The following is a 20,779-nucleotide window of genomic DNA, read 5'->3' as shown; positions in this document are numbered from 1 at the left end:
GGGTGGTTCAGGATCATCCACCGGGATTGACGGTGAAGACAGGACTGAAGTCAAGGTTCTCGGGGATGTCGAGCAGCTTGCGGATCAGCTTGCCCTTGAAGTCCACCACCTGGATCTCGTCCCTGACGGAGTTGTCCTGTTCCCAGCAGTAGAGGTGGGTCTCGTCGTACCAGCCGAGGACCTTGTCGCAGTCGGAGGTGAACCGGCGGATCCGATCGCCGCTGCGCGCGTCCCAGACGCAGTGGTCGCCGTCGCCGCCCTTGGGGCAGTTCGTGATGAAGACTTTGCCGGAGGGGGAGAAGATGTCCTGCGTGCCGGAGGCCAGCGTGCCGATGTTCGCCAGGGTGCGGGTGGCCTTGCCCGTGGTGTCGAAGAAGCGCAGCCCCTGCCCGGTGGACATGTTGACCACGCCCTCCTCGTCGCCGTCCCAGCCGTAGGCGGTCTTGCGGACCGAGGTGTCGGCCACGGTGACCACCTTGGCGTCCTCCGCTTCCACGTCCACGATGACGAAGCCGAGGTAGAGCCAGTCCTTGCCGGTCTCCTTCTCGATGTTGAGCAGGATCTTCGAGCCGTCCTTCGACCAGGCGCGGATGCTGCTGATCAGCGGCTTGCGCACGGTCTTGATCGAGGTTTTCTCGCCCGACTGCCGGTCGGTGATGATCACCGAGTCGTAGTTGTCGGAGGTGTAGTTCCGGCCGCGGCCGGCCAGCGAGTGGCCGTCGGGGGAGACCAGCGACTCCCAGTTGCGGGAGTACTTCGTGAACGTGCCGCGCAGGGAGTTGCGGGCGTAGTCGATCCAGTCGTCGGCCTTCTTGTTGTAGACCTCGTACGAGGTCAGCGTGCTCGGGTCGGCCGCGTTCTCGTACACCGAGATGGAGCCGCCCGGCAGCTGTCTCTTCGTGCCTGTTCGCGGTACGCCCGTTGGTGTGGCGCTGGGTTTCCTGGCGGACGCCGAGGCCGCCACGCGGTCGGTGGGTGTGAGGGAGGCCGGGGGCCTGGTCTGGCTGATGATCACGGCGACACCGGCGAGTACGAGCAGTGCGACGGTCACGGTCGCGCCGATGACGATGGGGGCCCGGCTCTTCTTCGGGCCGTAGCGGGGGTCGTACGAGTTCGGGCGCGTCGAGCGGTGGTCGTTCGTGGGCGGGTGTCCGCCCCCGAGGGGCTGGCCATGGTGACCAGGCATCGACGGCGGCCCGCCAGGCATCGAGGGTTGCCCGCCGCCCATGGACGGCGGTCCGTAGTGACCAGGCGCCGAAGGCGGTCCGCCGGGCATCGAGGAAGGCCCGCCGGGCATGGAGGGCTGGCTGTGATGGCTGCCCATGGCGGGCTGGCCCAGCGGAGAGGGCGGGCCGGACAGCTGACCGGTCACGGGCGGCTGGCTGTGCTGCGGGCGCCAGGGCTCCGCCGGGGCGGCCGCCGCCGCTGCCTGGGCGAGCATGCCGGAGTTGGGCACCGGGTGCTGCAGCAGGCGCATGATCACCTGCTCGGCAGTCGGCCGCTGCGCCGGATCCTTGGCCAGGCACGCGGCCACCACGTCGAGCAGCGGACCCTGCAGCACGCCGAGGTCCGGCTGGTGGTTCAGCACCCGGTTGATCACCGCGGGCATCGTGTCGCTGCCGAACGGTGACCGTCCGGAGGCGGCGAACACCATCGTGCTGCCCCACGAGAACAGGTCGGCGGCCGGCCCGACGGTGTGCCCCATCACCTGCTCGGGCGGCATGTACGAAGGCGTGCCCACCGGCATGCTGCTGATCGTCGAGGTGGCGTTGAGCGCCCGGGCGATGCCGAAGTCGATCACCCGCGGCCCGTCGGCCCCGATGATCACGTTGGCCGGTTTGAAGTCGCGGTGCACGATCCCGGCCTGGTGGATCGCGGCCAGCGCGGTCGCCGTGCCGATGGCCAGGCGGTGCAGGGACGTGCCGGTGCGCGGGCCCTCCTCCTGGACGACCTTCTGGAGGGAGGGGCCTTCGATGAACTCGCTGACGATGTACGGGCGGTCGTGCTCGATGCCCGTGCCGAGCACCGCGGCGGTACAGAACGGCGCGACCTGCTGGGCGACCTGGACCTCGCGCAGGAACCGGCCCACGCTCACCTCGTCGCCGGCCTGGTCGGGGCGCAGCCACTTGACGGCCACGTGCGTGCCCGCGGGGTCTCTGGCCAGGTAGACGACACCCTGGCCGCCTTCGCCCAGCCGGCCTAGGAGGGGCAGACCGCCCAGCCTCTCGGGGTCTCCCGGTCTGAGTGGCGCGAAGGTTGGCATGAAGGGATTCTGTCCCCATGCCACGGATTGGCAAAAACTACCCGCCAGTAGCGATCCGGAATACCCTGCTTCCTATGCACGTGACGTCCAGCGGCAAGACCACCGAGATCACCGCACCGTTCACCGGCGAACCCCTCGCTCAACTGCCCGTTTCCGGGCCGGATGACGTACGTGCGGCATATGAGAAGGCCAGGTCGGCACAGGCGGAGTGGGCCGCGCGGCCGATCGCGGAGCGGGCGCGGCCGTTCCTGCTCCTGCACGACGCGATCCTGGACCGCAGGGACGAGATCCTCGACATCGTCCAGAACGAGACCGGCAAGGCCCGTAAGCACGCCTTCGAAGAGGTGCTGGACGTGGCGGGCTGCAGCCTCTACTTCGCCCGGCGCGCCCCCGGCCTCCTCGCCCCGCGCCGGCGGGCCGGCATCTTCCCCGTGGCCACCCGGGTGATGGAGCTGCGCCAGCCCAAGGGCGTGGTCGCGCTGATCACGCCGTGGAACTACCCACTCTCCCTGGGCGTCACCGACGCCGTGCCCGCGCTGCTGGCGGGCAACGCCATCGTGCACAAGCCCGACACCCAGACCGCCCTGTCGACGCTGTGGACCATCGACCTGCTGGCCGAGCTGGGGCTGCCCCGCGAAGTCTGGCAGGTCGTGCTCGGCGAGCCCGCCGAGGTCGGCGACGCGCTGCTCGACGGCGCCGACTACGTGGCCTTCACCGGCTCCACCCGGGGCGGCAGGAAGATCGCCGAGGAGGCCGCCAAGCGGCTCATCGGCTGCTCGCTGGAGCTCGGCGGCAAGAACCCGATGGTGGTGCTCGACGACGCCGACCTGGACCTCGCCGTCCAGGGCGCGATCCGCGCCTGCTTCACCAACGCGGGCCAGCTCTGCCTGTCGATCGAGCGCCTGTACGTGCACACCGCCGTGTTCGACGCCTTCGCGGCGCGCTTCGCCGAGCAGACGGCCGGACTGAAGCTGGGCACGGGCCACGACTGGTCGGTCCAGATGGGCTCGCTCACCTCACAGCGTCAGCTGGACGCGATCAGCGCGCATGTGGACGACGCCGTGGCCAACGGCGCCACGGTGCTGACCGGCGGCAAGGCCAGGCCCGACCTCGGCCCGCTGTTCTACGAGCCGACCGTGCTCACCGGGATCACCGAGGACATGCGGCTCTGCCGCAACGAGACGTTCGGGCCGGTGGTCGGCCTCTACCGGTTCTCCTCGGACGACGAGGCGGTCGCGCTGGCCAACGACACCATCTACGGGCTCAACGCCTCCGTCTGGACCTCCGACCTGGCGCGCGGGCGCGCGCTCGCCACCAGGATCAAGGCGGGCACGGTCAACATCAACGAGGGGTACGGCTCGGCGTACGCCTCCTATGACGCGCCCATGGGCGGCATGAAGGCGTCCGGGCTGGGCCGCAGGCACGGCGCCGAGGGCCTGCTCCGCTACACCGAGGCGCAGACCGTCGCCGCGCAGGCCACCTGGCTGGGCTTCGAGCCACCCTTCGCGATGACGTACGACAAATGGGCGAACGTCCTGGTCACCACCCTGAAGACCATGAAGAGGCTCCACCTGAAGTAGGTATACGTTGTATACGTGAAGGAGCAGGGAACGGCCGCCCGCATCGCGGACGTCGCGCGGCGGATCCTCGTCGAGCAGGGCGCCGAGGCGGTGAGCATGCGCCGGGTCGGCGAGGCCGTCGGCGTCACCGCGATGGCCATCTACCGCCACTACCCGAACCGCGAGGCGCTGCTGCGGGCCGTCGCCACCGCCAGCGGTCGCGAACTGGCCTCGGAATGGGCGCGACTCCCGAGGTCCGGCACCCTTGTGGAGCGGATCGACGTACTGCTCGACGGCTTCCTCGACTTCGCGCTCGGCCGGCCGCACCTGTACACGTTCCTGATGTCGGACGCCTGGGCGCAGGCGCGGCGTTTCCCCGAGGACTTCCACGACGGGCAGGGGCCGCCGTTCACCGTGGTCGTCGAGTTCGTCGAGGAGGGGATGCGTACCGGCATGCTGCGTCGCGACGACCCGCTGGAGGTGGCGCTGGCCGTCACGTCGTGTGCGCAGGGGCTGGTCCAGCAGTACCTGAGCGGACGCGTCGCGATGGACGAGGCCGGGTTCCGCGCGCTCTGCCACCGGACCATGCGGCGGATCATCGACGGCCTGCGCGCGTGAGCGGAATATCGCGTCCGGCGCGGGTGTCGTGATCTCCATGGAGATTCGTTACGTGGGTGGCCCGACCGCGGTTCTGGAGATCGGTGGGGTGCGGCTGCTGACCGACCCCACATTCGACCCGCCGGGTGACTACCCGATCGGGAACCGGGCGCTGGTCAAGACGGCCGGACCGGCGTTCGGGCCCGGCGACGCCGGGACCGTGGACGCCGTGCTGCTCTCACACGACCAGCATCCCGACAATCTCGACAAGGCCGGACGCGCCTTCCTGCCCTCAGCGCCGGTGGTGCTGTCGACGGGGTCGGCGGCCGAGCGGATCGGCGAGCCGGTCCGGGCGCTGCCGAACTGGACGCACACCGATCTCGTACGTCCCGGCGGCGGTGCGCTGCGGGTGACCGGCGTGCCCGCGCAGCACGGGCCCGACGGGAGCGAGCACCTGGTGGGCGAGGTGACCGGGTTCGTGCTGAGCGGCGAGGGGCTGCCGACCGTGTACGTGAGCGGGGACAACGCCTCGCTGGACGTGGTCAGGGACATCGCGGGGCGCGTCGGGGCGGTGGACGTGGCGGTGCTGTTCGCCGGAGGCGCGCGGACGCCGCTGGTGGGTGACGCGTACCTCACGCTGACCAGCGACGACGTGGCGGAGGCGGCCGAGATCCTGGGCGCCCGTCACGTGGTGCCGCTGCACTTTGAGCATTGGGGGCATTTCACGCAGGGCCGGGACACGCTGGTCAAGTCCCTCGCCGCGCTCGGCGACCGCGCGCACCTGCTGGAGCCGGGCGAAGGGGTGACTCTCTCTTAGAGCGGATGGCTGACCCAGACGTTCGGCTCGACGTAGACGGCGTGGTCGTGCGCCACGTCGCAGTGCACGGGGTTGAGCGCGCCAGGGACCTCGACCGGACCGGGCCGGTCGAACGGCAGGCCGGTCCACCCGCGCCACTCGTCGAGCGTGCCCGGGATCACCATCGAGCGCGGCGCGACCTTGACGATCTTCGCCCCGGCCCGCACGTGCACGCGCAGCCAGGCGTCATGCGGCAGGCCGTCGTCCCGGGACCTGAAGGCGTACTCCGTCATGGGCGTGTGCGGTTCGAGGTGCTTCTGGTTCGGCCGGACTGGCGCCACCAGCTCGCCGAACCCCAGCCGCGCGGCCTGGTCGCGCATCGCGGCCAGCATCAGCGGTGACAGCCCCGAGCCCAGCAGGTCGCTCCTGACGGTGATCTCCAGCGCGGAGACGGCGTCCAGGGGGCGGTCCCGCTTGACGGCCAGCCATCCGTGGCGGATCACCCCGTCCCAGCCGTCGTCGGGCAGCTCGGCGCCCCTGGTCGCGAAGGGGATCATGCACGCTCTGGCCACCATCCGGCCGGGTTCGGCGTCGTCATCGGCCACCAGCACGTATTCGGCGTAGTCCGTCGCGGCGACCGGGTAGAACAGGTCGGCGATCGGGTCGTTGAGCATGAAGACGCGCCATGAGCTGTCCATCTCCCATAACGTGGGCGCGAACTCGGGACGCTCGGCGAGCGTGGTGATCCGGAGCGACATGCGGATCATTGTCACATCTCCCGCGACCGGCTCTCATCACATTTCCAACGGCCGCTGGACGGGCCTCGCTGTACTGCTCTCGCTGGACTCCTCAAGATCAAGGACGTGCGCTAGCGTCGGCGGCATGACGGAACTCGACCCCAGGCTCCGTGCCATCACAGATCTGAACGTGGCCGAAGCGCGCGAAACGGGCGGCAGGCACGAGTACGACGGCAGGATCCAGGACCTGTCGCCGGAAGGCGTACGGGCTGGACTGGCGCGGCTTGGCGAAGGCGCCGCACCGGCCGACCCGTACGACTCGGCGCATCTCCGGATCTTCGAGGACGGCCTGCGCACCCAGTTCGGCGAGCTGGAGCTGCATCGCAGCAACCCGCTGCCCCACCTGTCGAACCTCGACCTGGCCTGCTACGACCGCGACTACGCGCCGGAGGCCGAGCGCGCGGCCGCCAGGGCCGCGCACCTGGCGCTCTGGCCGGAGGCGGTGACGAACGCGATCGCCGCGCTCGACCGGGTCAGCGCGCCCGTCGCGAGATCGCTGGTCACAGTCGTCCAGGGGCTGTCCGCCGGTGTCACGGATGCGGCCGCGCTCGACGCGCACGGCCTGCTGGTCGCGCACGTCGAACGGGCGGCGGCGGTCGGCGATCCCGACGCGTCGCTCGGCGGTGACGCGCTGGCCCGGCTGATGGGCGCCACCGAGGGGCTCCCCGTCGACCTCGGCCGGCTGGCCGAGCGCGCCGACGCCGAGCGTGACCGGCTCATGGCCCTGCTCACCGAGTCCTGCGCCAAGCTGGGGCGCCGGGGCGAGCCGCCGCTCGACGTCGTACGCGAGCTGGTCAAGCAGCACCCCGACGCCGACGGCGTCATCGAGGCGGCCAGGATCGGCACCGAGAAGGCCATCGCGTTCACCCGCGAGAAGGACCTGGTGCCCTACCACGACGGTGAGTGCCTGGTCGGCCTGGCGCCCCCGTCGCGCCGCTGGGCGATGGCGATGATGTCGTGGAACTCTCCCGGAGAGCCGGAGGGCCCCTCCTACTACCACATCACCCCGCCCGACCCCTCCTGGCCCGCGCGGGACATCGAGGAGTGGCTGGAGGTCTTCAGCGACACCACGCTGCCCGCGATCAACGTCCACGAGGTCGCCCCCGGGCACTTCTCGCACGGCCGCGCCCTGCGTCGCGCCGGATCAGACGTCCGGCGGCTGCTGCAGTCGATGTCGTTCACCGAGGGCTGGGCGCACTACGCCGAGGAGCTGTGCGTCGAGGAGGGGTTCGAGGCCGAGGACCCGCGCTTCGAGATCGGCGTCTGGATGGAGGCGCTGATCCGCGTCACCCGGCTGGCCTGTGCCATCGGCGTGCACACCGGCCAGATGACGGTCGAGGACGGTGCCCGGCGCTTCGAGTCCGACACGAACCTGGCCGGACCGGCCGCGCTGTCGGAGGCGAGGCGGGCCACGTTCGACCCCACCTATGGCCGCTACACCTGGGGCAAGCTGCTCATCCTCGACCTACGCGAGCAGGCGCGCAAGGAGTGGGGCGCGGGCTTCACGCTGCAGCGCTTCCACAAGGCCCTGTTCGACCTGGGCTCGCCGCCGTTGGGGCTGATCGGCAGCATCCTCTAGGTTCACCCCCCGATACACTTGGAGCACCGCATTCGCCTTTGGGGGGTCCTCTCGGTGTCTGAGTTCGACACAGTGCTCGTCGTCGACTTCGGCGCGCAGTACGCGCAGCTGATCGCCAGGCGGGTGCGTGAGTGCCATGTCTACTCCGAGATCGTCCCCTCGACGATGCCGGTCGAGGAGATGCTGGCCAAGAAGCCCAAGGCGATCATCCTGTCCGGCGGGCCCTCCTCGGTCTACGCCGAGGGCGCGCCCGCCGTGCCCCACGGGCTGTTCTCGACGGGCGTGCCGACGTTCGGCATCTGCTACGGCTTCCAGGCCATGGCCCAGGCACTGGGCGGCGAGGTCGCCCAGACGGGCGTCGCCGAGTACGGCGGCACCGACCTCGACGTGCTCAGCGAGGGCGTGATCTTCGCCGGGCTGCCCATCGCGCAGAAGGTCTGGATGTCCCACGGCGACAGCGTGGCCGCCGCCCCCGACGGCTTCACCGTGACCGCCTCGACCAATCAGACCCCCGTCGCCGCCTTCGAGGACGCCGGGCGCGGGCTCTACGGCGTGCAGTTCCACCCTGAGGTGCTCCACTCCGAGCACGGCCAGGCGGTGCTCAAGCACTTCCTCGACGCGGCCGGCTGCCGCCCCACCTGGACCATGCTCAACATCGTCGAAGACGCTGTCGAGGCGGTCCGCCAGCAGGTCGGCGACGGCCGCGCGATCTGCGCGCTGTCCGGCGGCGTCGACTCGGCGGTGGCCGCCGCGATGGTCCAGCGGGCCATCGGCGACCGGCTGACCTGCGTGTTCGTCGACCACGGCCTGCTGCGCAAGGGCGAGGCCGAGCAGGTCGAACGCGACTTCGTCCGCGCCACGGGCGTCAAGCTCCGCGTCGTCGACGCCGCCGACCGCTTCCTCAAGGCGCTCGACGGCGTCAGCGACCCGGAGGACAAGCGCAAGATCATCGGTCGCGAGTTCATCCGGGTCTTCGAGGACGAGCAGCGCGCGATCATGGCCGACGGTCCCGTCGACTTCCTGGTGCAGGGCACGCTCTACCCCGACGTGGTGGAGTCCGGCGGCGGCACGGGCACCGCCAACATCAAGTCGCACCACAATGTCGGCGGCCTGCCCGAGGACCTGCAGTTCAAGCTGGTGGAGCCGCTGCGGACGCTGTTCAAGGACGAGGTGCGGCGGGCGGGCGAGGAGCTCGGGCTGCCGGCGGCGATGGTGTGGCGCCAGCCGTTCCCCGGCCCGGGGCTGGGCATCCGCATCGTCGGCGAGGTCACGCGGGAGCGCCTCGACCTGCTGCGCGAGGCCGACGCGATCGCCCGCGAGGAGCTGTCTCGCGCCGGGCTCGACCGGGAGATCTGGCAGTGCCCGGTGGTGCTGCTTGCTGACGTGCGGTCGGTAGGTGTGCAGGGGGATGGGCGTACGTACGGGCATCCGGTGGTGCTGCGGCCGGTGACTTCCGAGGACGCGATGACGGCCGACTGGTCGCGGGTGCCCTATGACGTGCTGTCCCGGATCTCCACTCGCATCACCAACGAGGTCCGTGACGTGAACCGGGTGGTGCTCGATGTGACGAGCAAGCCGCCGGGCACCATCGAGTGGGAGTGACGTCCCGACGGTCAGATCCCAGGCCACAAGCTGGCACCCCAATCGCTTGTGTGCCTTGTTGACCTGAGAGCGTGGGTTGGGCACGACGGTGACCGGCCAAAACATGAAGGTTCCTCTGGTTGCGGTCGTCCAGTTTGCGGCTTCTTGACAAGTTTTTGTCATGTTCATGGTGACAGATGGTCAACTTGCGCTCATTCTTTGTTATGGTCGCTTCTTGTCCCGCTTTTGGGACAACCTTTACCTAAGGAGGACCATGAGGAACACTGCGCGGATCATCGCTGTCACCACGGCGCTCGCGGCTGCCACGGCTCCGTTGCTGGCGCTCTCGTCTCCGGCTCTCGCCGAGCGGTCCGCCAAGACCGTCCAGTCCGTCCAGAACCTGCCGCTGGACTGGCTCTCCCTCCAGGGACTCACCGAGACCGCGCACCTGCAGCGCATCAAGCAGTTGCTGGGGAAGGGCTACGTTCCCTCGGCGTTGAGCGTGACCAACGCGGCCAACCCGGAGTACACCTCCGTATGGGTCAAGGACGCCACCCGCAAGGTGAACGTCCTGCAGGACCTGTCGGTCACCGACCTGCCGAAGCGCGTCACCGAACAGCAGAAGCTGGGCTTCCAGCCCACGCTGATCACTGGTACGGGTACGGGCGCGGGCGCCGTCTTCGCGGCGGTCTTCGAGAAGACCACTCGCAAGCTCCAGTCCAGGACCGACCTGACCAAGGACACCTTGGCGACCGTCAATACCCAGCTCAGCGCCGCCGGTTACACCATTGCCTCGCTGGACGTGTACGGCACGGCCGAGAAGCCGCTCTACGCGGCCGTTTGGGCGGCCGGCGCCGTCGCGGGAACCGTCCAGGTGACCACCGGCCAGACCGTGGAGCAGCGCGGCAAGGAGCTCCTGGCGCGGGCGAAGCAGGGGCTGAGCCCCATCGCCATGGCCGTCGAGCCCGGCAAGCTCTACTCCACCGTGTGGGGCAAGGTCGGTTCGACCGGCCTGAAGGAGTACCTGCAGCTGTCCCGTGTGACCTACAAGCTCAAGTCCATCGAGTTGAAGGGGCTGGGTTACCACCCCACGATGGTGAACGTCGAGGACAATGTCTACGCGGCGATCTGGAGCAAGAACTAAGAGCTCGGATCGAGAATTTCGTCACCCGGGGTGCTTCCGCGTTCTGGGAGACGGCCGTAGCTCCTCGTCCGGAGGCATCGCCCGGACGTTGCCTCCGGACGCTGCGCCACGGTGGGGCGCCGCCTGACGGGATGTCGACCCGCAGTCTCTGAACGAGTGCCACCGCACGCCGGGGAACTCCGCGTGCAATGCGGTGATGTCCGTGTGTACCGGGCTGTCCTCGAAGCTCTGGAACATGTCGGCGATCTCGTCACCCGCCCACTGGCGTACCAGCGGGATGGGGGTGGTCTCGTACGGCAGGTCCGTGCCGATGACCTCGGCCAGAATCTCCGCGGCCTCCAGGCTGGTCGCACCGTAGACGCCCGTGTTCAGCGGGTTGAAGCCCACGTTGAGCGCGTTCTCCATGAAGCACACCGGCTGAAGACCGTTGAAATGCACACCCTGCTCGGTGATGTAGCGCTGGACGACCTGCTTCGCGGAGGCGTGGTCGACCTTGAAGTCCGCATCGGGCGCCCTTGGCGGCGAGTGCCTTCGCCGCCTCTGTGCCGGGGTCGCGGACATAGGCGACGTCGCTTCTCACAGGTTCGGCTGTACGCCCATCAACGAGAACAACTGCCTGCTCACCCGTTCCCGGTACTCGGCTGACAGCGGATCCACCCCATAGATCGCCTCGATCACCTGTGGCAGCGCCACCGGCGCGAAGGCCAGGAGGAAGGAGAGCAACGCCAGGAACTCTGGCTCGAGCTCGTCGCCGACCTCGCCCACCGCCTGACGGGCCCGCATCTGCTCGACAGCCGATGCCGAGACCTTGTGCCATTCAGCCGCCAAGGCATCCGCGTCGCCGGGGTAGTCGCCGAGCGCCTGCCAGACGATCAGACGGGCCCTGCGCGGGTCCTGCAGCGTGGCGTTCAGCGCCGCGCGGAAGTTCTCCTGGAACGGCTCGGCCGTCGTGGTCGGCGCGGGTTGACCGTGCCGCTCCCGCCAACTCCGGCGGAGCTCCTCCAAGAGACCTTCCTTGCCGCCGAAGTAGTACGAGATCAGCTGCACGTTTGACCCCGGCGCGCTTGGCGATGGCGGCGGTGCGGGCACCGGAGTAGCCCTTGGCGGAGAACTCGTCGAGAGCGGCATCGAGCATGCGCTCCTTGGTGTGCGCCGCGTTGCGCTTACCGCCAACCTCACCTGCCGCCATGCCGACCAGCTATCGATCATCCGATTGATTAACAACTCCGGGCTGGTTCAGGTAGGTGAGAACGGCGAGCACGCGGCGGTTGTTGTTGTCGTCATCGGTGATGCCGAGCTTGCCGAACAGGGAGGTGGTGTACTTGCTGATGGCGCTCTCACTGAGGAAGAGCCGCTGGCCGATGGCCTGATTGGACAGTCCTTCCGCCATGAGGCTGAGCACGGAGTGTTCGCGTTCGGTGAGCTGTCCGAGTCGTCGGTTAGAGGAGCCGCTGGACAGCAGTTTGGCGATGACGGCCGGGTCCATGGCGGTCCCGCCACCGGCGACGCGTTCCAGGGCGTCGATGAACTGGTCGGCGTCGAACACGCTGTCCTTGAGGAAGTAGCCGATGCCACCGGAGCCGTCGGCCAGGAGTTCGCGGGCGTACAGCTGTTCGACGTGCTGAGAAAGGATCAGGATCGGCAGCCCGGGGACCTCGCCGCGGGCGGCGAGAGCGGCCCGCAGGCCCTCGTCCGACTGGGTCGGCGGCATGCGGACATCGACGATGGACACGTCCGGCCGCCACGTCAGCAGTGCGTCGAGCGTCTCGGGTCCGGTGGACGCGGTCGCCACCACCTGGTGTCCGTACGCCTGGAGGAGGCGGACCATCCCGTCGCGCAGGAGGTAGAGGTCTTCGGCTACAACGATGCGCATGGCACCACCATTCTCGCGCGGGTCGGACCGCCTTCCGGACTGGTGACCTCCAGGGCACCGTCGAAGACCGCGAGGCGGCGGTGCAGCCCCGCGAGTCCGCCGCCGGGTCGCACGTCGGCCCCGCCCCGGCCGTTGTCTTCGACCTCGACGACGACGCCGGTGTCGTCCCGGGCGATGGAGATGCGGGCCCGGGTCGCGTGGGCGTGCTTGACCGCGTTGGTCAGCAGTTCGGCGACTCCGAAGTACAGGGCGGACTCGATCGGCGGGTCCAGTCGTAGCTGAACGTCGGTGCTGACAGCCGTTTCGAGCGGACTGTCCAGCGCGAGTGCGCGGACGGCGTCGACGAGCCCTCGTTCGGTCAGCACCGGCGGGTTGATTCCCTTGACCAGTTCGCGGAGCTCGGTCAGTGACGTGGTGGCGCCGGCTCGCGCTTCCCGCATAAGCGCCTTGGCCTGGTCGGGGTCGGTTTCCATCAGTTTCTCCGCGGTCGCCAGAGAGAGGCCGAGCGCGACCAGGCGGGCCTGCGCCCCGTCGTGCAGGTCCCGCTCGATCCGGCGGATCTCGGCGGCCTGCGCGATCGTGGTGTCGGCGCGCTGGGCCGTCAGCTCATCCACCCGGTCGGCCAGCGTCATCGCGTTCATCCCGGTCGACGGGCGCAGGAATCGGACGGCTACCGGCTCGACGGCCCGCCAGGCGTACGGAGCACTGGCGACGGCCACGACCGCGCCGGCAACAAAGATGGTGGGCGACGACTGAAACAGCCCGAAAACCGCTGCCGCGGCTCCGGCCGGCGGGACCGCGGCGATCACGCCCGCGGTGACCGGCGCGATCGCGGTGAATCGCAGGTCACGCCAGAGGGCGGGATCGCGCCACCGGGTTCGCCACTGCTGATCGAGGCGGGCGTCGCGGCTGGTGCGCTCGTAGGAGTAGCCGTTCCACCAGTACCCGGTCGACATCTGTGTGACCGGACCGGGCTGCCGGTATACGGCGGGAATGACGGTGCCCGTCCACTTCGCGACGAGGGAGCGGATCATCCGGCACACCGGGCGGGACAGGGCGAACGTGCCGATACATGCCCACAAGAACGGCGCTATCCCCGACCACGGGTTCCCGCCCCACCACCAGATCCACAGCGCCACGGCACCGGCCCACACAGCCGGGATCAGCATGCTGACGACCATCACTACGCAAGCGCGCACGAACCCCACGGCGACACTCGCCACCCACTGTCGCATGACTCTTCCTTCTCGCTTCGGTGCTTTCACTGTGCACCGCACAGAGCCGTGTCCCCGCCAGATCGGCTGTGAAGTGGGTCTAGCCCCACCCACCTGTACGTCCAGCCGCATACCGCATCACCCGTCGCGCTTCCTAACGTCGACACCAGTCCAGACAACACGAGGAAGAATCCGACATGGAAACCCCCAACCGCACCACGGCCGAGGTCGGCCACGTCAACCACCCGCACACCCAACAGGCCTTCGGCAAGGTGAAGAGATTCGTCGCTGCCTACGGCGCGCTCAGTGTCGCCGTCCTCATCGTGGTCGTCGTCCTCTCGGTCCTGGGTCGCGAGGTGACTTCGTTCATGTGGGGCCGGACCGGTGGGATGTTCGCGAGCGCCGTGGTGACCTACTGGCTGACCGTCCTCGCCTCACGGGGAGCACAATGGGCTTACGTACGCGTGCGCATCATCTCCGTCATCGTGCCGATCGCGATCGTCGCGATCGACGGCATCCCCGGCGCCCTCCCGCTGTGGTTCGTCGCGATGCAGGTCGCAGGTGCGCTCGCCCTCGTACCAGCCGCGTTCATCGTCAACCGGTCCGAACTGCGCGCCGCCTTCCCCAAGGCGCACTGACCACCTCAGGAGCGGGTGGCGTAAGTAGCCTTCAACTGTCGCTGGCCATCCTTCCAACTACAAGTCATTTTTAGTTTGGCGTACCAGATCTACGTCAAACTAAAAATTTCTGTTAGGACCTAAACTGGCACAGTGGAGTCACGTGAAGACACGCCTCGTATGCGGCTCTGGCGACGGGGCAGCGCACCAACGCGGTTACTTCACCGCAAGCCAGGCCCTTGAGGACGGCTACTCCTACCAGTCGCAGTACTTTCAGGTCCGCCAGGGTCACTGGATACGCATCGATCGCGGCCTCTATCGCTTCCGGGAGTTCGTTGATCTCCCTCCAGGCGAACATGATCATCTCGTACGCTGGGCGCTGTGGAGCCAGGGACGCGCGGTCGTCTCCCACGCCACCGCGCTCGCTGTTCACGATCTGGGCATCGCCAATCCTGCCCGGATCCATCTGACGGTCCCGCCCGATTTCCGTCGGCGAAATTCCTCGGTGATCCTCCACCGAGGAGAGCTGACGAGTGACGAGGTGGAAGAACATGAAGGATTTCGGGTGACCAGACCCGTACGCGCCATCGCGGAGTCCGCTGCGGACAGCGTGGATCAGGATGTGATCGACTCCGCGGTCGTCGAGCTGCTCGATCGTGGTGCCGCGACCAAGGGACAACTTCTGAGGGCTGCACAGCAAGCCGGATCGAGGGCCGAGCTGGCGGTAGAGCGAGCCATTCGCACGGAGCTCACATGAGCCGCTATTCGACCCCGGTGGATCTCCGACGCGCCTCGCCCAGTTCCCCGTGCCGACCGCCTGGCCGGAAGGTGGCGACGTGATGAACGAGCGTACCGATTCCGTGGAGATAGTCAGCCCGAACAACGTGCTGGTGAACGCGATGCGAGCCCGCGAGATGAATCTCTACCGCCGCTACTTCGATCTGGTCGCCACCGGCCGCAAAACAATCGAGGTCCGCGTCCAGTGCCCCAACCTTCGCACCCTGACGGCCGGCGACCACATCCGCTTTGTCTGCGGCCGCGACGACGTCCTCACCCGCGTCAAACGCGTCGCTCGCTACGCCTCGTTCGAGGAGATGCTCGACACCGAAGGCCCCGCCAACGTCAACCCCGACAGCCCCCGCGACCAGCAACTCGCCAACATCCGCCGCATCTATGGCCCGGAGAAAGAAGCCCTCGGCGTTCTGGCCATCGAGATCGAACTCCTCGACCCACCCGCGAACCCCTAACACCGAAACCTCCAGCTATGGGAATCAATCCCAGGCGTCTGGGGAGGATCGTCGGGCTTCTTGATCTACATCTCGGGATCGGTTCCCGACGGTGTGGCAGGGGTCACCGAAGGCGCGGGCGCTCTTTCCCAGTAGGTCTTGTTGAGGGCGAGGCGTCAGCTCTATTTGAGGACAATAAATCGACGCTAGGCTAGATCGTCGAACTCGCCCGCCATAACTCCTCGACGGAAAGCTGCGAACTCGCTTCGAGTGAAGTACAGCTTGTGGCCATCGGGATCTTTGGAGTCCCGTAGCGCAATCAAAGATCCCATACCGGCTTTGTGCTGTGCACCGACGAGCGCTTCATTTCCGGCACCATCAAAGCCTTCGTCCACTAGCGCTACTTCGACGCAGTCTCCGCCCGTTCCATTGGAAAAACTGGACTTGCGCCATGTCGTGTCGGCGGACTGCTCCAGGTCTTCGTCTCTTCCATGGTTCACTAGGTCGCTCCTGCTGCCTGCTTGATCAGGCGTCGGGTCTGATCGGGCCCAAGTGCTCGTGCGCGAAGATGATCGAATAGGCGATTGTAGGCGTTTACGTCATCTGGGGCTTCGAGGTAGATACCGCCTCTCCAGTAATCAAGGTACACGATGTCTGGATCCGACAGCTTTGGGAACTTGAGGATACGGAACCCGCCGTTCATGGCTGGATGGGCTCCGCTGTCGAAGGCAAGTATCTGGATGTTGATGAAGTTCTGCGATGACAGCTCAAGGAGGCGCTCAAGCTGTCGACGCATGACGCCCTCGTCGCCTATCTCTCGTCGGATGACGGCCTCATTCAGCACCATCCACATCTCGGGCGGTTCCGCAGACGCTAGACGCTCTTGACGCTTCATCCGGATTGAGAGACCGCGTTCCAGCTCCTCCTCGGAGGGCAGGGTCGGCTCTGCTCCCATGATGGCCTGTGCGTACTCCTCCGTTTGGAATAGACCAGGTATGTACTCGCTCTCATATCCGGAGATGAGCGATGCGTCCTCTTCAAGCCCCACATAGCTCTGGAAGTGCTCGGGGATCGAGTCGGACATCTTGTCCCACCAGCCCCGTTTTCGTGCGTCACGGGCCAGTTGGAGAAGCACCTCTTTGCTGTGGGCCGGCACATCGTAGATCTCCAGCAACATGGTCACGTCGGCTATGCGGGCGCTGGTCTGGGCCGCTTCGATGCGGGTGATCGTTGGTGGCGAACAACCCAGCCGCTCTGCGACCATCTCGCGGGACATGCCTTTGTCCTTGCGCAAGTCGCGCAAGATGGCGGCCAGGCGTCGCTGGCGGGCTGACGGGCTGCGCTGAGCTTTCATTTCACCTCCGTGAGTACGGCAAGTCTCTTAGATTGATCTTGATTCCACAACTTGTACTAAGTTCACTCTGCGAAATCTGTTGCGCAGAGAGTAGCGGACAATGCACACTCTGTGTGGAAGCGATGCAGCCTCTGGGTTATCTACCTGCATCGTTATGAATGGGTCAGTTCGGCTGTCGGTGTAACTGACGCGCTCATCAATCAGTGAACTAAGTACAGAGTGGCGTGTCTCTGTTCCGGTTCCAGCGCTTGAAAGGTGGTTCGAGCGATGCGTCGCACGCGGAAGCAAGATGAGTGGACACGATCGGATTCAACGGGGCCGACTCACGAGCAGGTGCAGTTCCTCCATCTGACCCGGCTGGCATGGGCTTTGCGGGTGCGGGGTTTGACCGTTTCGGTTCAGCTACCGCGGCGTGCCGAACCGTGTATCTGCGTCCGGCGGGCGTCGGGGCCGCTGCTCGTCCGGGCTGCGCTACAGGGCGAGCGGTGGGTCTTCACCTGGGGCCGGGGACGTGATCGGTGGGTGGATGCGCTTGGCGAGCGCGCACCCGAGCGCGTGTGGGGGGTCGCGCAGTGAGCGATCGGACATTGGTGAAGATGACATTTCCGGGGATTGCGCGCTCCGCCTCGCTGGCCCGTCGCTGGGTCGCGGATGTGCTGACCGCAGCCGGGCATCAGGATGTGGACGGTGCGCGGCTCATCACGAGCGAGCTGTTTGCGAACGCCGTGCTGCACACCGGCTCGGGACGAGCGGGCGGCCTGGTCACGATTGAGGTCTTCGAGATCGGTCACGCCCTGGCCAGGATCGAAGTGATCGACGAGGTTCCCACTCTCCGTGAGCCCAGCAACGGCGACTGCGGCGGGCGCGGGTTGCGGCTGGTCCACGAGAGCTCGATACGGTGGGGGATTCGCGCCATGCCCCCGAGACGGAATTCGGTGTGGGTCGAGGTGTCCACGTTGATGGTCCTCGGCGCGTCGGAGTATTCGAGCTGGTCCGATGGCGCTGCGGCAAGCGCGCGCGAGGCGCCGTCGGCGAACGTCCACTCTTAACGGTCACGTCGGCTGCGTGCCGTGACGTTTAGTAACGAATAGTCCGCAGCCCTGTGCGGTGATCAGAGACCTTCGTTCTTGAGCGCCAGCCATGGCCTAGTTGCTCAACATGCCTTTTAGATCTCAGCTCCCAGCCCTTCCATCGGGAACGAGGAGGCATCGCACCATGACCGAACTGCCTGACTTCCACGGCCCTCACATCGGTTCCCCGCTGCCCGACGCTGAAGCTGTCGATTGGAGTGAGCAGGTGCCGCGCTTCACGCGCGTACGGGTCCTGCGGCACACCTGCGAGTGCAAACCGTACGTCTACGAGCTGTGTGCTGCTGGTGGACTCGCGTGGGTGCGAAGGACCAGCCGGCTCGGCTCTGCCCCGAGCGTCACTGAGAGCGACCCGGCTTCGTTCAGCAGGGCCGAAGCGCTATGGGAAAAGCTCTTGAACGGGGCGGCTGCATAGCGGAGTTATCGATCGCAGGTGAAGTGGCTGCGAAGTGCCCTGAACGCGACGAGAGTGGACCGGGTGCTCAGGATGAGCCCCGTGAGCCCCACGCCACCGCCACGAACAGCCAGGGATTCTTGGTTTCCAGGACCTGCGACAGGGCCAGACCGATGCCGGCGGGGACCGTGACGAGGGTGAACACGACGACGGCGCTGTGGACGTGCTGGTTCTCGTCGTCGCGGGCGAACTGGTTGAAGTCGCTGATCTCGGTGAGGAGCTGCTCGAAGCGTTCCTGGAGGACGTGCTGACGCTGATAGGCGGACAGGAGCCGGTCGGGGATCCCGTGTGAAGTCAGGTGCGGCGATTACGGCAGGTCGTACTGCCTGGTGAGGGCTATCGCCTGCTTCTCGTCCACCTGCTGCGGTGTGCGGGCTATCTGCTCGCGCAGGTCTTGCAGGATGTTGTCGCCCGCGCGGGAGACGCGGGAGCGGAGGAGTTCCGGCTGCTGCGATCGGCGGGTGCGCAGCCGGGGCAGCTCGCCCGGGCGGTGGGTTGGGAGTCCCTGATCGTGACGTGCGCGGGGGCGCTGCTCGGGACGGGAATCGCCGCCGCCTCACTGACCGCCATGGGCAAGGCGGTCACGGGCGAGCTGTGGTTCGCCTACTCGCTGCCGCAGTACCTGGGACTCGTGGCGGTCTGCGCCGTGAGCGGCCTGGTCGCCGGGCTGGTCTCGACGAGGAAGGCACGGAACGGACCGCTGGTCTCCTGACACAGACTCGTCCACTTCATCCGAGTTAAAGCAGGATGAAAAGCCCCATAGGGGATGTCTTGTAACAGTGGTCATGATGTGTGACCATCAAGGTCCTATGGAGGACGTTGTACCGCCGCGCGAGCTCCTCGACCGCATCGCCGGCAAGTGGGCGATCGAGATTCTGGTGGCGGCGTCTGACGGGCCGATCAGGTTCACCGAGTTGGAGCGGCTCGTCGAGGGCAGCCGCCGGATGCTCACCCTGACGCTGCGCAGCCTGGAACGTGACGGCCTGCTCCAGCGTACGGTCTACGCCACGGTCCCACCCAAGGTCGAGTACGCGGCCACGCCGATGGCGCTGGAGCTCCGCGAGGCGCTGCTGACGCTCACCGACTGGTCGGCCAGGCACGGGAAGTCCGTGGCGAAGTCCCGCGAGAGCTACGACGCCCGCCACGCGGCCGCGAGTTAGCCCGCACGCGGCCGCGAGTCAGACGGCCGCCTCCTCGCGCTCGGCCGACGCCGGTCCGCGCGGGGGCAGGCCGCGGACGAGCCGTACGACGGAGGCGACGAGCAGCGGCACCAGCAGGACGCTGATGAGGATCGGCGAGGCCATGTAGCGGAAGTCCTGGGCGGAGATGTTGGCCAGGATGGCGAGCTGCTGCCCGGCCACCGGCGCCGCCACGGCGATCACATAGCGGTTGCGCAGCGCCAGCGCGCCCACGGCCACGGCCAGGTAGGACAGATAGCACCAGAACGCCCCCCGCCACAGCACCCAGTCGTACTGCGGTTCCTCGGCGGTGGCCAGCCACGAGCTCGCCGCCTGGTAGAGGTTCTGCGACATGGGCCTGAGCGAGTAGACCCACCGGCCCTGGAAGTCGGGCACCTTGCCGGGGCCCACGTAGGTGTCGGCGTTCGGACGCAGCGAGAAGCGGTAGGTCCGCCCGCCGGGAGCCGTGTCGTCCCCGGACACCTTCCAGGCGATCGCGCCCCGGCACAGCCTGGCGTCGACCACCATCGCCGGCCGTTCGACCAGCAGGCGTTTCCAGAGGTCGAGCAGTTCGGTGGCGTGCGCGTCGGCCTGCGGCCAGTTGAAGTCACCCCGCCAGATCAACGGGTTGATCGTGTAGCAGGTGCCGCCCAAGGTCCACCTGTTCAGCGGCGCGACGGCTGACATGAGCGCCTTGTCCTGCTCGGTGAACAGCTCGGGATGGTCCCGGTAGGCGACGGCGATGTCGCCGAAGGCCGTGTGGTAGACGTACGTCTTCGACGGGGCCGCGATGCCGAGCTGGGGGAAGAGCAGGTTGCTGAGCAGTAACGGGATGGCCGCCGCCACCGTGCCGACCAGCGCCAGCCGTACCCGCATGACCGAGACGACCACGAGCAGCACGACGATGGCGACGCCCACCACGAGGAAGCCGTTCGCCCGGAACAGCCCCAGCGCGGTCATCAGCAGGCCCAGCCCGAGCAGCCTGCGGTTGGTGACGGTACGGTCGGCGGCCATCGCGGCGCAGGCGGCCGCGATCGCGACCGCGCAGATCGTGAACGGCACGTCCTTCCAGAGCGTGACCGTGAACGCCCCGGCCGTGGGCACCAGCGGCAGGAGCACCGCCACCACCGTCGTCGTCTTGCGCGGCGCGCCGAGCGCCTTGAGCGCTTCCGTCAGGTACGTGAGCGCGGCCGCCATCGCCGTGGTCTGCAAGAACGTGACGGTGCCGAGGTCACCGGTGGTCCTGAAGCTGAGCCACAGCAGCGAGTCGTAGAGAACCGAGTGGTCGCCCACCCACGGGCCGACGATGGTGTGACTCAGATAGAGGACCGAATCGCGGCTGAACAGGCCGGGATAGAAGGCCGCCCACCAGCAGGCGAGAACGGCCTGAATAGCAACGAATGTCCCGAGTGGCACCCATCGCCGGCGCTTGGCGATTTCGATCTGCATGGCTCCCGAT

22 protein-coding genes and 1 pseudogene are annotated in these 20,779 nt (G+C 67.6%); 13 read left to right on the top strand and 10 right to left on the bottom strand.

Going from position 1 to position 20,779, the window contains the following annotated elements; translation table 11 throughout:
- Positions 1-13: 13 nt before the first annotated feature.
- Complete coding sequence (locus AB0B91_RS37875; protein WP_358330381.1) at positions 14-2,263, bottom strand: protein kinase; 2,250 nt, start codon at positions 2,261-2,263, stop codon at positions 14-16.
- A gap of 74 nt (positions 2,264-2,337) precedes the next feature.
- Here AB0B91_RS37875 and AB0B91_RS37870 point away from each other — a divergent pair, with 74 nt between their 5' ends.
- Genes AB0B91_RS37870 through AB0B91_RS37860 form a run of 3 tightly spaced genes read left to right on the top strand, consistent with a single transcriptional unit; the run spans position 2,338 to position 5,236 of the window.
- Positions 2,338-3,843: a succinic semialdehyde dehydrogenase gene (locus AB0B91_RS37870; RefSeq protein ID WP_358330378.1), complete on the top strand. Its 1,506-nt coding sequence runs from the start codon at positions 2,338-2,340 to the stop codon at positions 3,841-3,843.
- A gap of 15 nt (positions 3,844-3,858) precedes the next feature.
- The gene (locus AB0B91_RS37865; protein ID WP_358330375.1) at positions 3,859-4,440 is read left to right on the top strand and encodes a TetR/AcrR family transcriptional regulator; all 582 of its coding nucleotides are present in this window, start codon (positions 3,859-3,861) and stop codon (positions 4,438-4,440) included.
- Between the two features lie 37 nt (positions 4,441-4,477).
- Entirely contained in the window at positions 4,478-5,236 is a 759-nt protein-coding gene (locus AB0B91_RS37860) for an MBL fold metallo-hydrolase (protein ID WP_358330372.1), read from the top strand.
- Here the strand turns inward: AB0B91_RS37860 and AB0B91_RS37855 are convergent.
- On the bottom strand, positions 5,233-5,973 hold the full coding sequence (locus tag AB0B91_RS37855; protein ID WP_358330369.1) for an N-acetyltransferase: 741 nt from the start codon (positions 5,971-5,973) through the stop codon (positions 5,233-5,235). The genes AB0B91_RS37860 and AB0B91_RS37855 overlap by 4 nt on opposite strands.
- 124 nt (positions 5,974-6,097) lie before the next feature.
- Here AB0B91_RS37855 and AB0B91_RS37850 point away from each other — a divergent pair, with 124 nt between their 5' ends.
- The 3 genes from AB0B91_RS37850 (at position 6,098) to AB0B91_RS37840 (ending at position 10,316) form a co-directional block, all read left to right on the top strand.
- A complete protein-coding gene (locus AB0B91_RS37850; protein ID WP_358330366.1) occupies positions 6,098-7,591 on the top strand; it encodes a DUF885 family protein in 1,494 nt (497 codons plus the stop codon).
- Positions 7,592-7,645: 54 nt separating this feature from the next.
- Positions 7,646-9,193: a glutamine-hydrolyzing GMP synthase gene (gene guaA, locus AB0B91_RS37845; RefSeq protein WP_358330363.1), complete on the top strand. Its 1,548-nt coding sequence runs from the start codon at positions 7,646-7,648 to the stop codon at positions 9,191-9,193.
- Between the two features lie 253 nt (positions 9,194-9,446).
- Positions 9,447-10,316, top strand: a complete 870-nt coding sequence (locus AB0B91_RS37840) for a hypothetical protein (RefSeq protein ID WP_358330361.1) — start codon at positions 9,447-9,449, stop codon at positions 10,314-10,316.
- Between the two features lie 21 nt (positions 10,317-10,337).
- On the opposite strand, the gene AB0B91_RS37835 is transcribed toward AB0B91_RS37840, so the two are convergent.
- The 5 genes and pseudogenes from AB0B91_RS37835 to AB0B91_RS37815 form a co-directional block, all read right to left on the bottom strand.
- A complete protein-coding gene (locus AB0B91_RS37835; RefSeq protein ID WP_358330358.1) occupies positions 10,338-10,877 on the bottom strand; it encodes a hypothetical protein in 540 nt (179 codons plus the stop codon).
- A gap of 15 nt (positions 10,878-10,892) precedes the next feature.
- Entirely contained in the window at positions 10,893-11,363 is a 471-nt protein-coding gene (locus AB0B91_RS37830) for a TetR/AcrR family transcriptional regulator (RefSeq protein WP_358330355.1), read from the bottom strand.
- A 34-nt stretch (positions 11,364-11,397) separates the two neighbouring features.
- A pseudogene (locus AB0B91_RS37825) lies at positions 11,398-11,451 on the bottom strand (hypothetical protein); the annotation flags it as partial.
- Positions 11,452-11,514: 63 nt separating this feature from the next.
- A complete protein-coding gene (locus tag AB0B91_RS37820) occupies positions 11,515-12,189 on the bottom strand; it encodes a response regulator transcription factor (RefSeq protein ID WP_358330352.1) in 675 nt (224 codons plus the stop codon).
- Positions 12,174-13,424: a sensor histidine kinase gene (locus AB0B91_RS37815; RefSeq protein ID WP_358330349.1), complete on the bottom strand. Its 1,251-nt coding sequence runs from the start codon at positions 13,422-13,424 to the stop codon at positions 12,174-12,176. Before AB0B91_RS37815 ends, AB0B91_RS37820 begins: the two co-directional genes overlap by 16 nt.
- Positions 13,425-13,600: 176 nt before the next feature.
- Between AB0B91_RS37815 and AB0B91_RS37810 the strand changes: the two genes are divergently transcribed.
- From AB0B91_RS37810 to AB0B91_RS37800, 3 genes are all read left to right on the top strand, one after another.
- Entirely contained in the window at positions 13,601-14,041 is a 441-nt protein-coding gene (locus AB0B91_RS37810) for a hypothetical protein (RefSeq protein WP_358330346.1), read from the top strand.
- Between the two features lie 142 nt (positions 14,042-14,183).
- Positions 14,184-14,777, top strand: a complete 594-nt coding sequence (locus AB0B91_RS37805; protein ID WP_358330344.1) for a hypothetical protein — start codon at positions 14,184-14,186, stop codon at positions 14,775-14,777.
- A gap of 82 nt (positions 14,778-14,859) precedes the next feature.
- A complete protein-coding gene (locus tag AB0B91_RS37800) occupies positions 14,860-15,267 on the top strand; it encodes an ASCH domain-containing protein (protein ID WP_358330341.1) in 408 nt (135 codons plus the stop codon).
- Between the two features lie 185 nt (positions 15,268-15,452).
- On the opposite strand, the gene AB0B91_RS37795 is transcribed toward AB0B91_RS37800, so the two are convergent.
- Both AB0B91_RS37795 and AB0B91_RS37790 read right to left on the bottom strand, forming a co-directional pair.
- Positions 15,453-15,746, bottom strand: coding sequence for a DUF397 domain-containing protein (locus AB0B91_RS37795; RefSeq protein WP_358330338.1), 294 nt, complete (start codon positions 15,744-15,746; stop codon positions 15,453-15,455).
- Entirely contained in the window at positions 15,746-16,600 is an 855-nt protein-coding gene (locus AB0B91_RS37790) for a helix-turn-helix transcriptional regulator (RefSeq protein ID WP_358330336.1), read from the bottom strand. Before AB0B91_RS37790 ends, AB0B91_RS37795 begins: the two co-directional genes overlap by 1 nt.
- A 572-nt stretch (positions 16,601-17,172) precedes the next feature.
- Between AB0B91_RS37790 and AB0B91_RS37785 the strand changes: the two genes are divergently transcribed.
- The 4 genes from AB0B91_RS37785 to AB0B91_RS37770 all read left to right on the top strand — a co-directional run bounded on the left by AB0B91_RS37785 (position 17,173) and on the right by AB0B91_RS37770 (position 19,302).
- Positions 17,173-17,649, top strand: a complete 477-nt coding sequence (locus tag AB0B91_RS37785) for an ATP-binding protein (protein WP_358330334.1) — start codon at positions 17,173-17,175, stop codon at positions 17,647-17,649.
- Positions 17,650-18,299: 650 nt separating this feature from the next.
- Positions 18,300-18,434: a hypothetical protein gene (locus AB0B91_RS37780; RefSeq protein ID WP_358330332.1), complete on the top strand. Its 135-nt coding sequence runs from the start codon at positions 18,300-18,302 to the stop codon at positions 18,432-18,434.
- Positions 18,435-18,440: 6 nt separating this feature from the next.
- A complete protein-coding gene (locus AB0B91_RS37775; protein ID WP_358330330.1) occupies positions 18,441-18,854 on the top strand; it encodes an ABC transporter permease in 414 nt (137 codons plus the stop codon).
- A gap of 97 nt (positions 18,855-18,951) precedes the next feature.
- On the top strand, positions 18,952-19,302 hold the full coding sequence (locus AB0B91_RS37770) for a helix-turn-helix domain-containing protein (RefSeq protein ID WP_358330327.1): 351 nt from the start codon (positions 18,952-18,954) through the stop codon (positions 19,300-19,302).
- 18 nt (positions 19,303-19,320) lie between these two features.
- On the opposite strand, the gene AB0B91_RS37765 is transcribed toward AB0B91_RS37770, so the two are convergent.
- On the bottom strand, positions 19,321-20,769 hold the full coding sequence (locus AB0B91_RS37765; protein WP_358330324.1) for a hypothetical protein: 1,449 nt from the start codon (positions 20,767-20,769) through the stop codon (positions 19,321-19,323).
- Positions 20,770-20,779 lie beyond the last annotated feature (10 nt).

The organism is Nonomuraea sp. NPDC049141 (genome assembly GCF_040648415.1).
Lineage (GTDB): Bacteria > Actinomycetota > Actinomycetes > Streptosporangiales > Streptosporangiaceae > Nonomuraea.
The sequence above is the reverse complement of the archived record's forward strand: the minus strand, read 5'-3'. Positions and strand labels throughout refer to the sequence as shown.

Bases quoted from the DNA above. Each gene is read 5' to 3' on its own strand.
- AB0B91_RS37850 (WP_358330366.1), top strand. From the start codon at position 6,098: ATGACGGAACTCGACCCCAGGCTCCGTGCCATCACAGATCTGAACGTG.
- AB0B91_RS37820 (WP_358330352.1), bottom strand. From the start codon at position 12,189: ATGCGCATCGTTGTAGCCGAAGACCTCTACCTCCTGCGCGACGGGATG.
- AB0B91_RS37770 (WP_358330327.1), top strand. From the start codon at position 18,952: ATGGAGGACGTTGTACCGCCGCGCGAGCTCCTCGACCGCATCGCCGGC.
- AB0B91_RS37835 (WP_358330358.1), bottom strand. From the start codon at position 10,877: ATGTCCGCGACCCCGGCACAGAGGCGGCGAAGGCACTCGCCGCCAAGG.
- AB0B91_RS37790 (WP_358330336.1), bottom strand. From the start codon at position 16,600: ATGAAAGCTCAGCGCAGCCCGTCAGCCCGCCAGCGACGCCTGGCCGCC.
- AB0B91_RS37875 (WP_358330381.1), bottom strand. From the start codon at position 2,263: ATGCCAACCTTCGCGCCACTCAGACCGGGAGACCCCGAGAGGCTGGGC.
- AB0B91_RS37855 (WP_358330369.1), bottom strand. From the start codon at position 5,973: ATGTCGCTCCGGATCACCACGCTCGCCGAGCGTCCCGAGTTCGCGCCC.
- AB0B91_RS37840 (WP_358330361.1), top strand. From the start codon at position 9,447: ATGAGGAACACTGCGCGGATCATCGCTGTCACCACGGCGCTCGCGGCT.
- AB0B91_RS37860 (WP_358330372.1), top strand. From the start codon at position 4,478: ATGGAGATTCGTTACGTGGGTGGCCCGACCGCGGTTCTGGAGATCGGT.
- AB0B91_RS37810 (WP_358330346.1), top strand. From the start codon at position 13,601: ATGGAAACCCCCAACCGCACCACGGCCGAGGTCGGCCACGTCAACCAC.
- AB0B91_RS37870 (WP_358330378.1), top strand. From the start codon at position 2,338: ATGCACGTGACGTCCAGCGGCAAGACCACCGAGATCACCGCACCGTTC.
- AB0B91_RS37800 (WP_358330341.1), top strand. From the start codon at position 14,860: ATGAACGAGCGTACCGATTCCGTGGAGATAGTCAGCCCGAACAACGTG.
- AB0B91_RS37815 (WP_358330349.1), bottom strand. From the start codon at position 13,424: ATGCGACAGTGGGTGGCGAGTGTCGCCGTGGGGTTCGTGCGCGCTTGC.
- AB0B91_RS37765 (WP_358330324.1), bottom strand. From the start codon at position 20,769: ATGCAGATCGAAATCGCCAAGCGCCGGCGATGGGTGCCACTCGGGACA.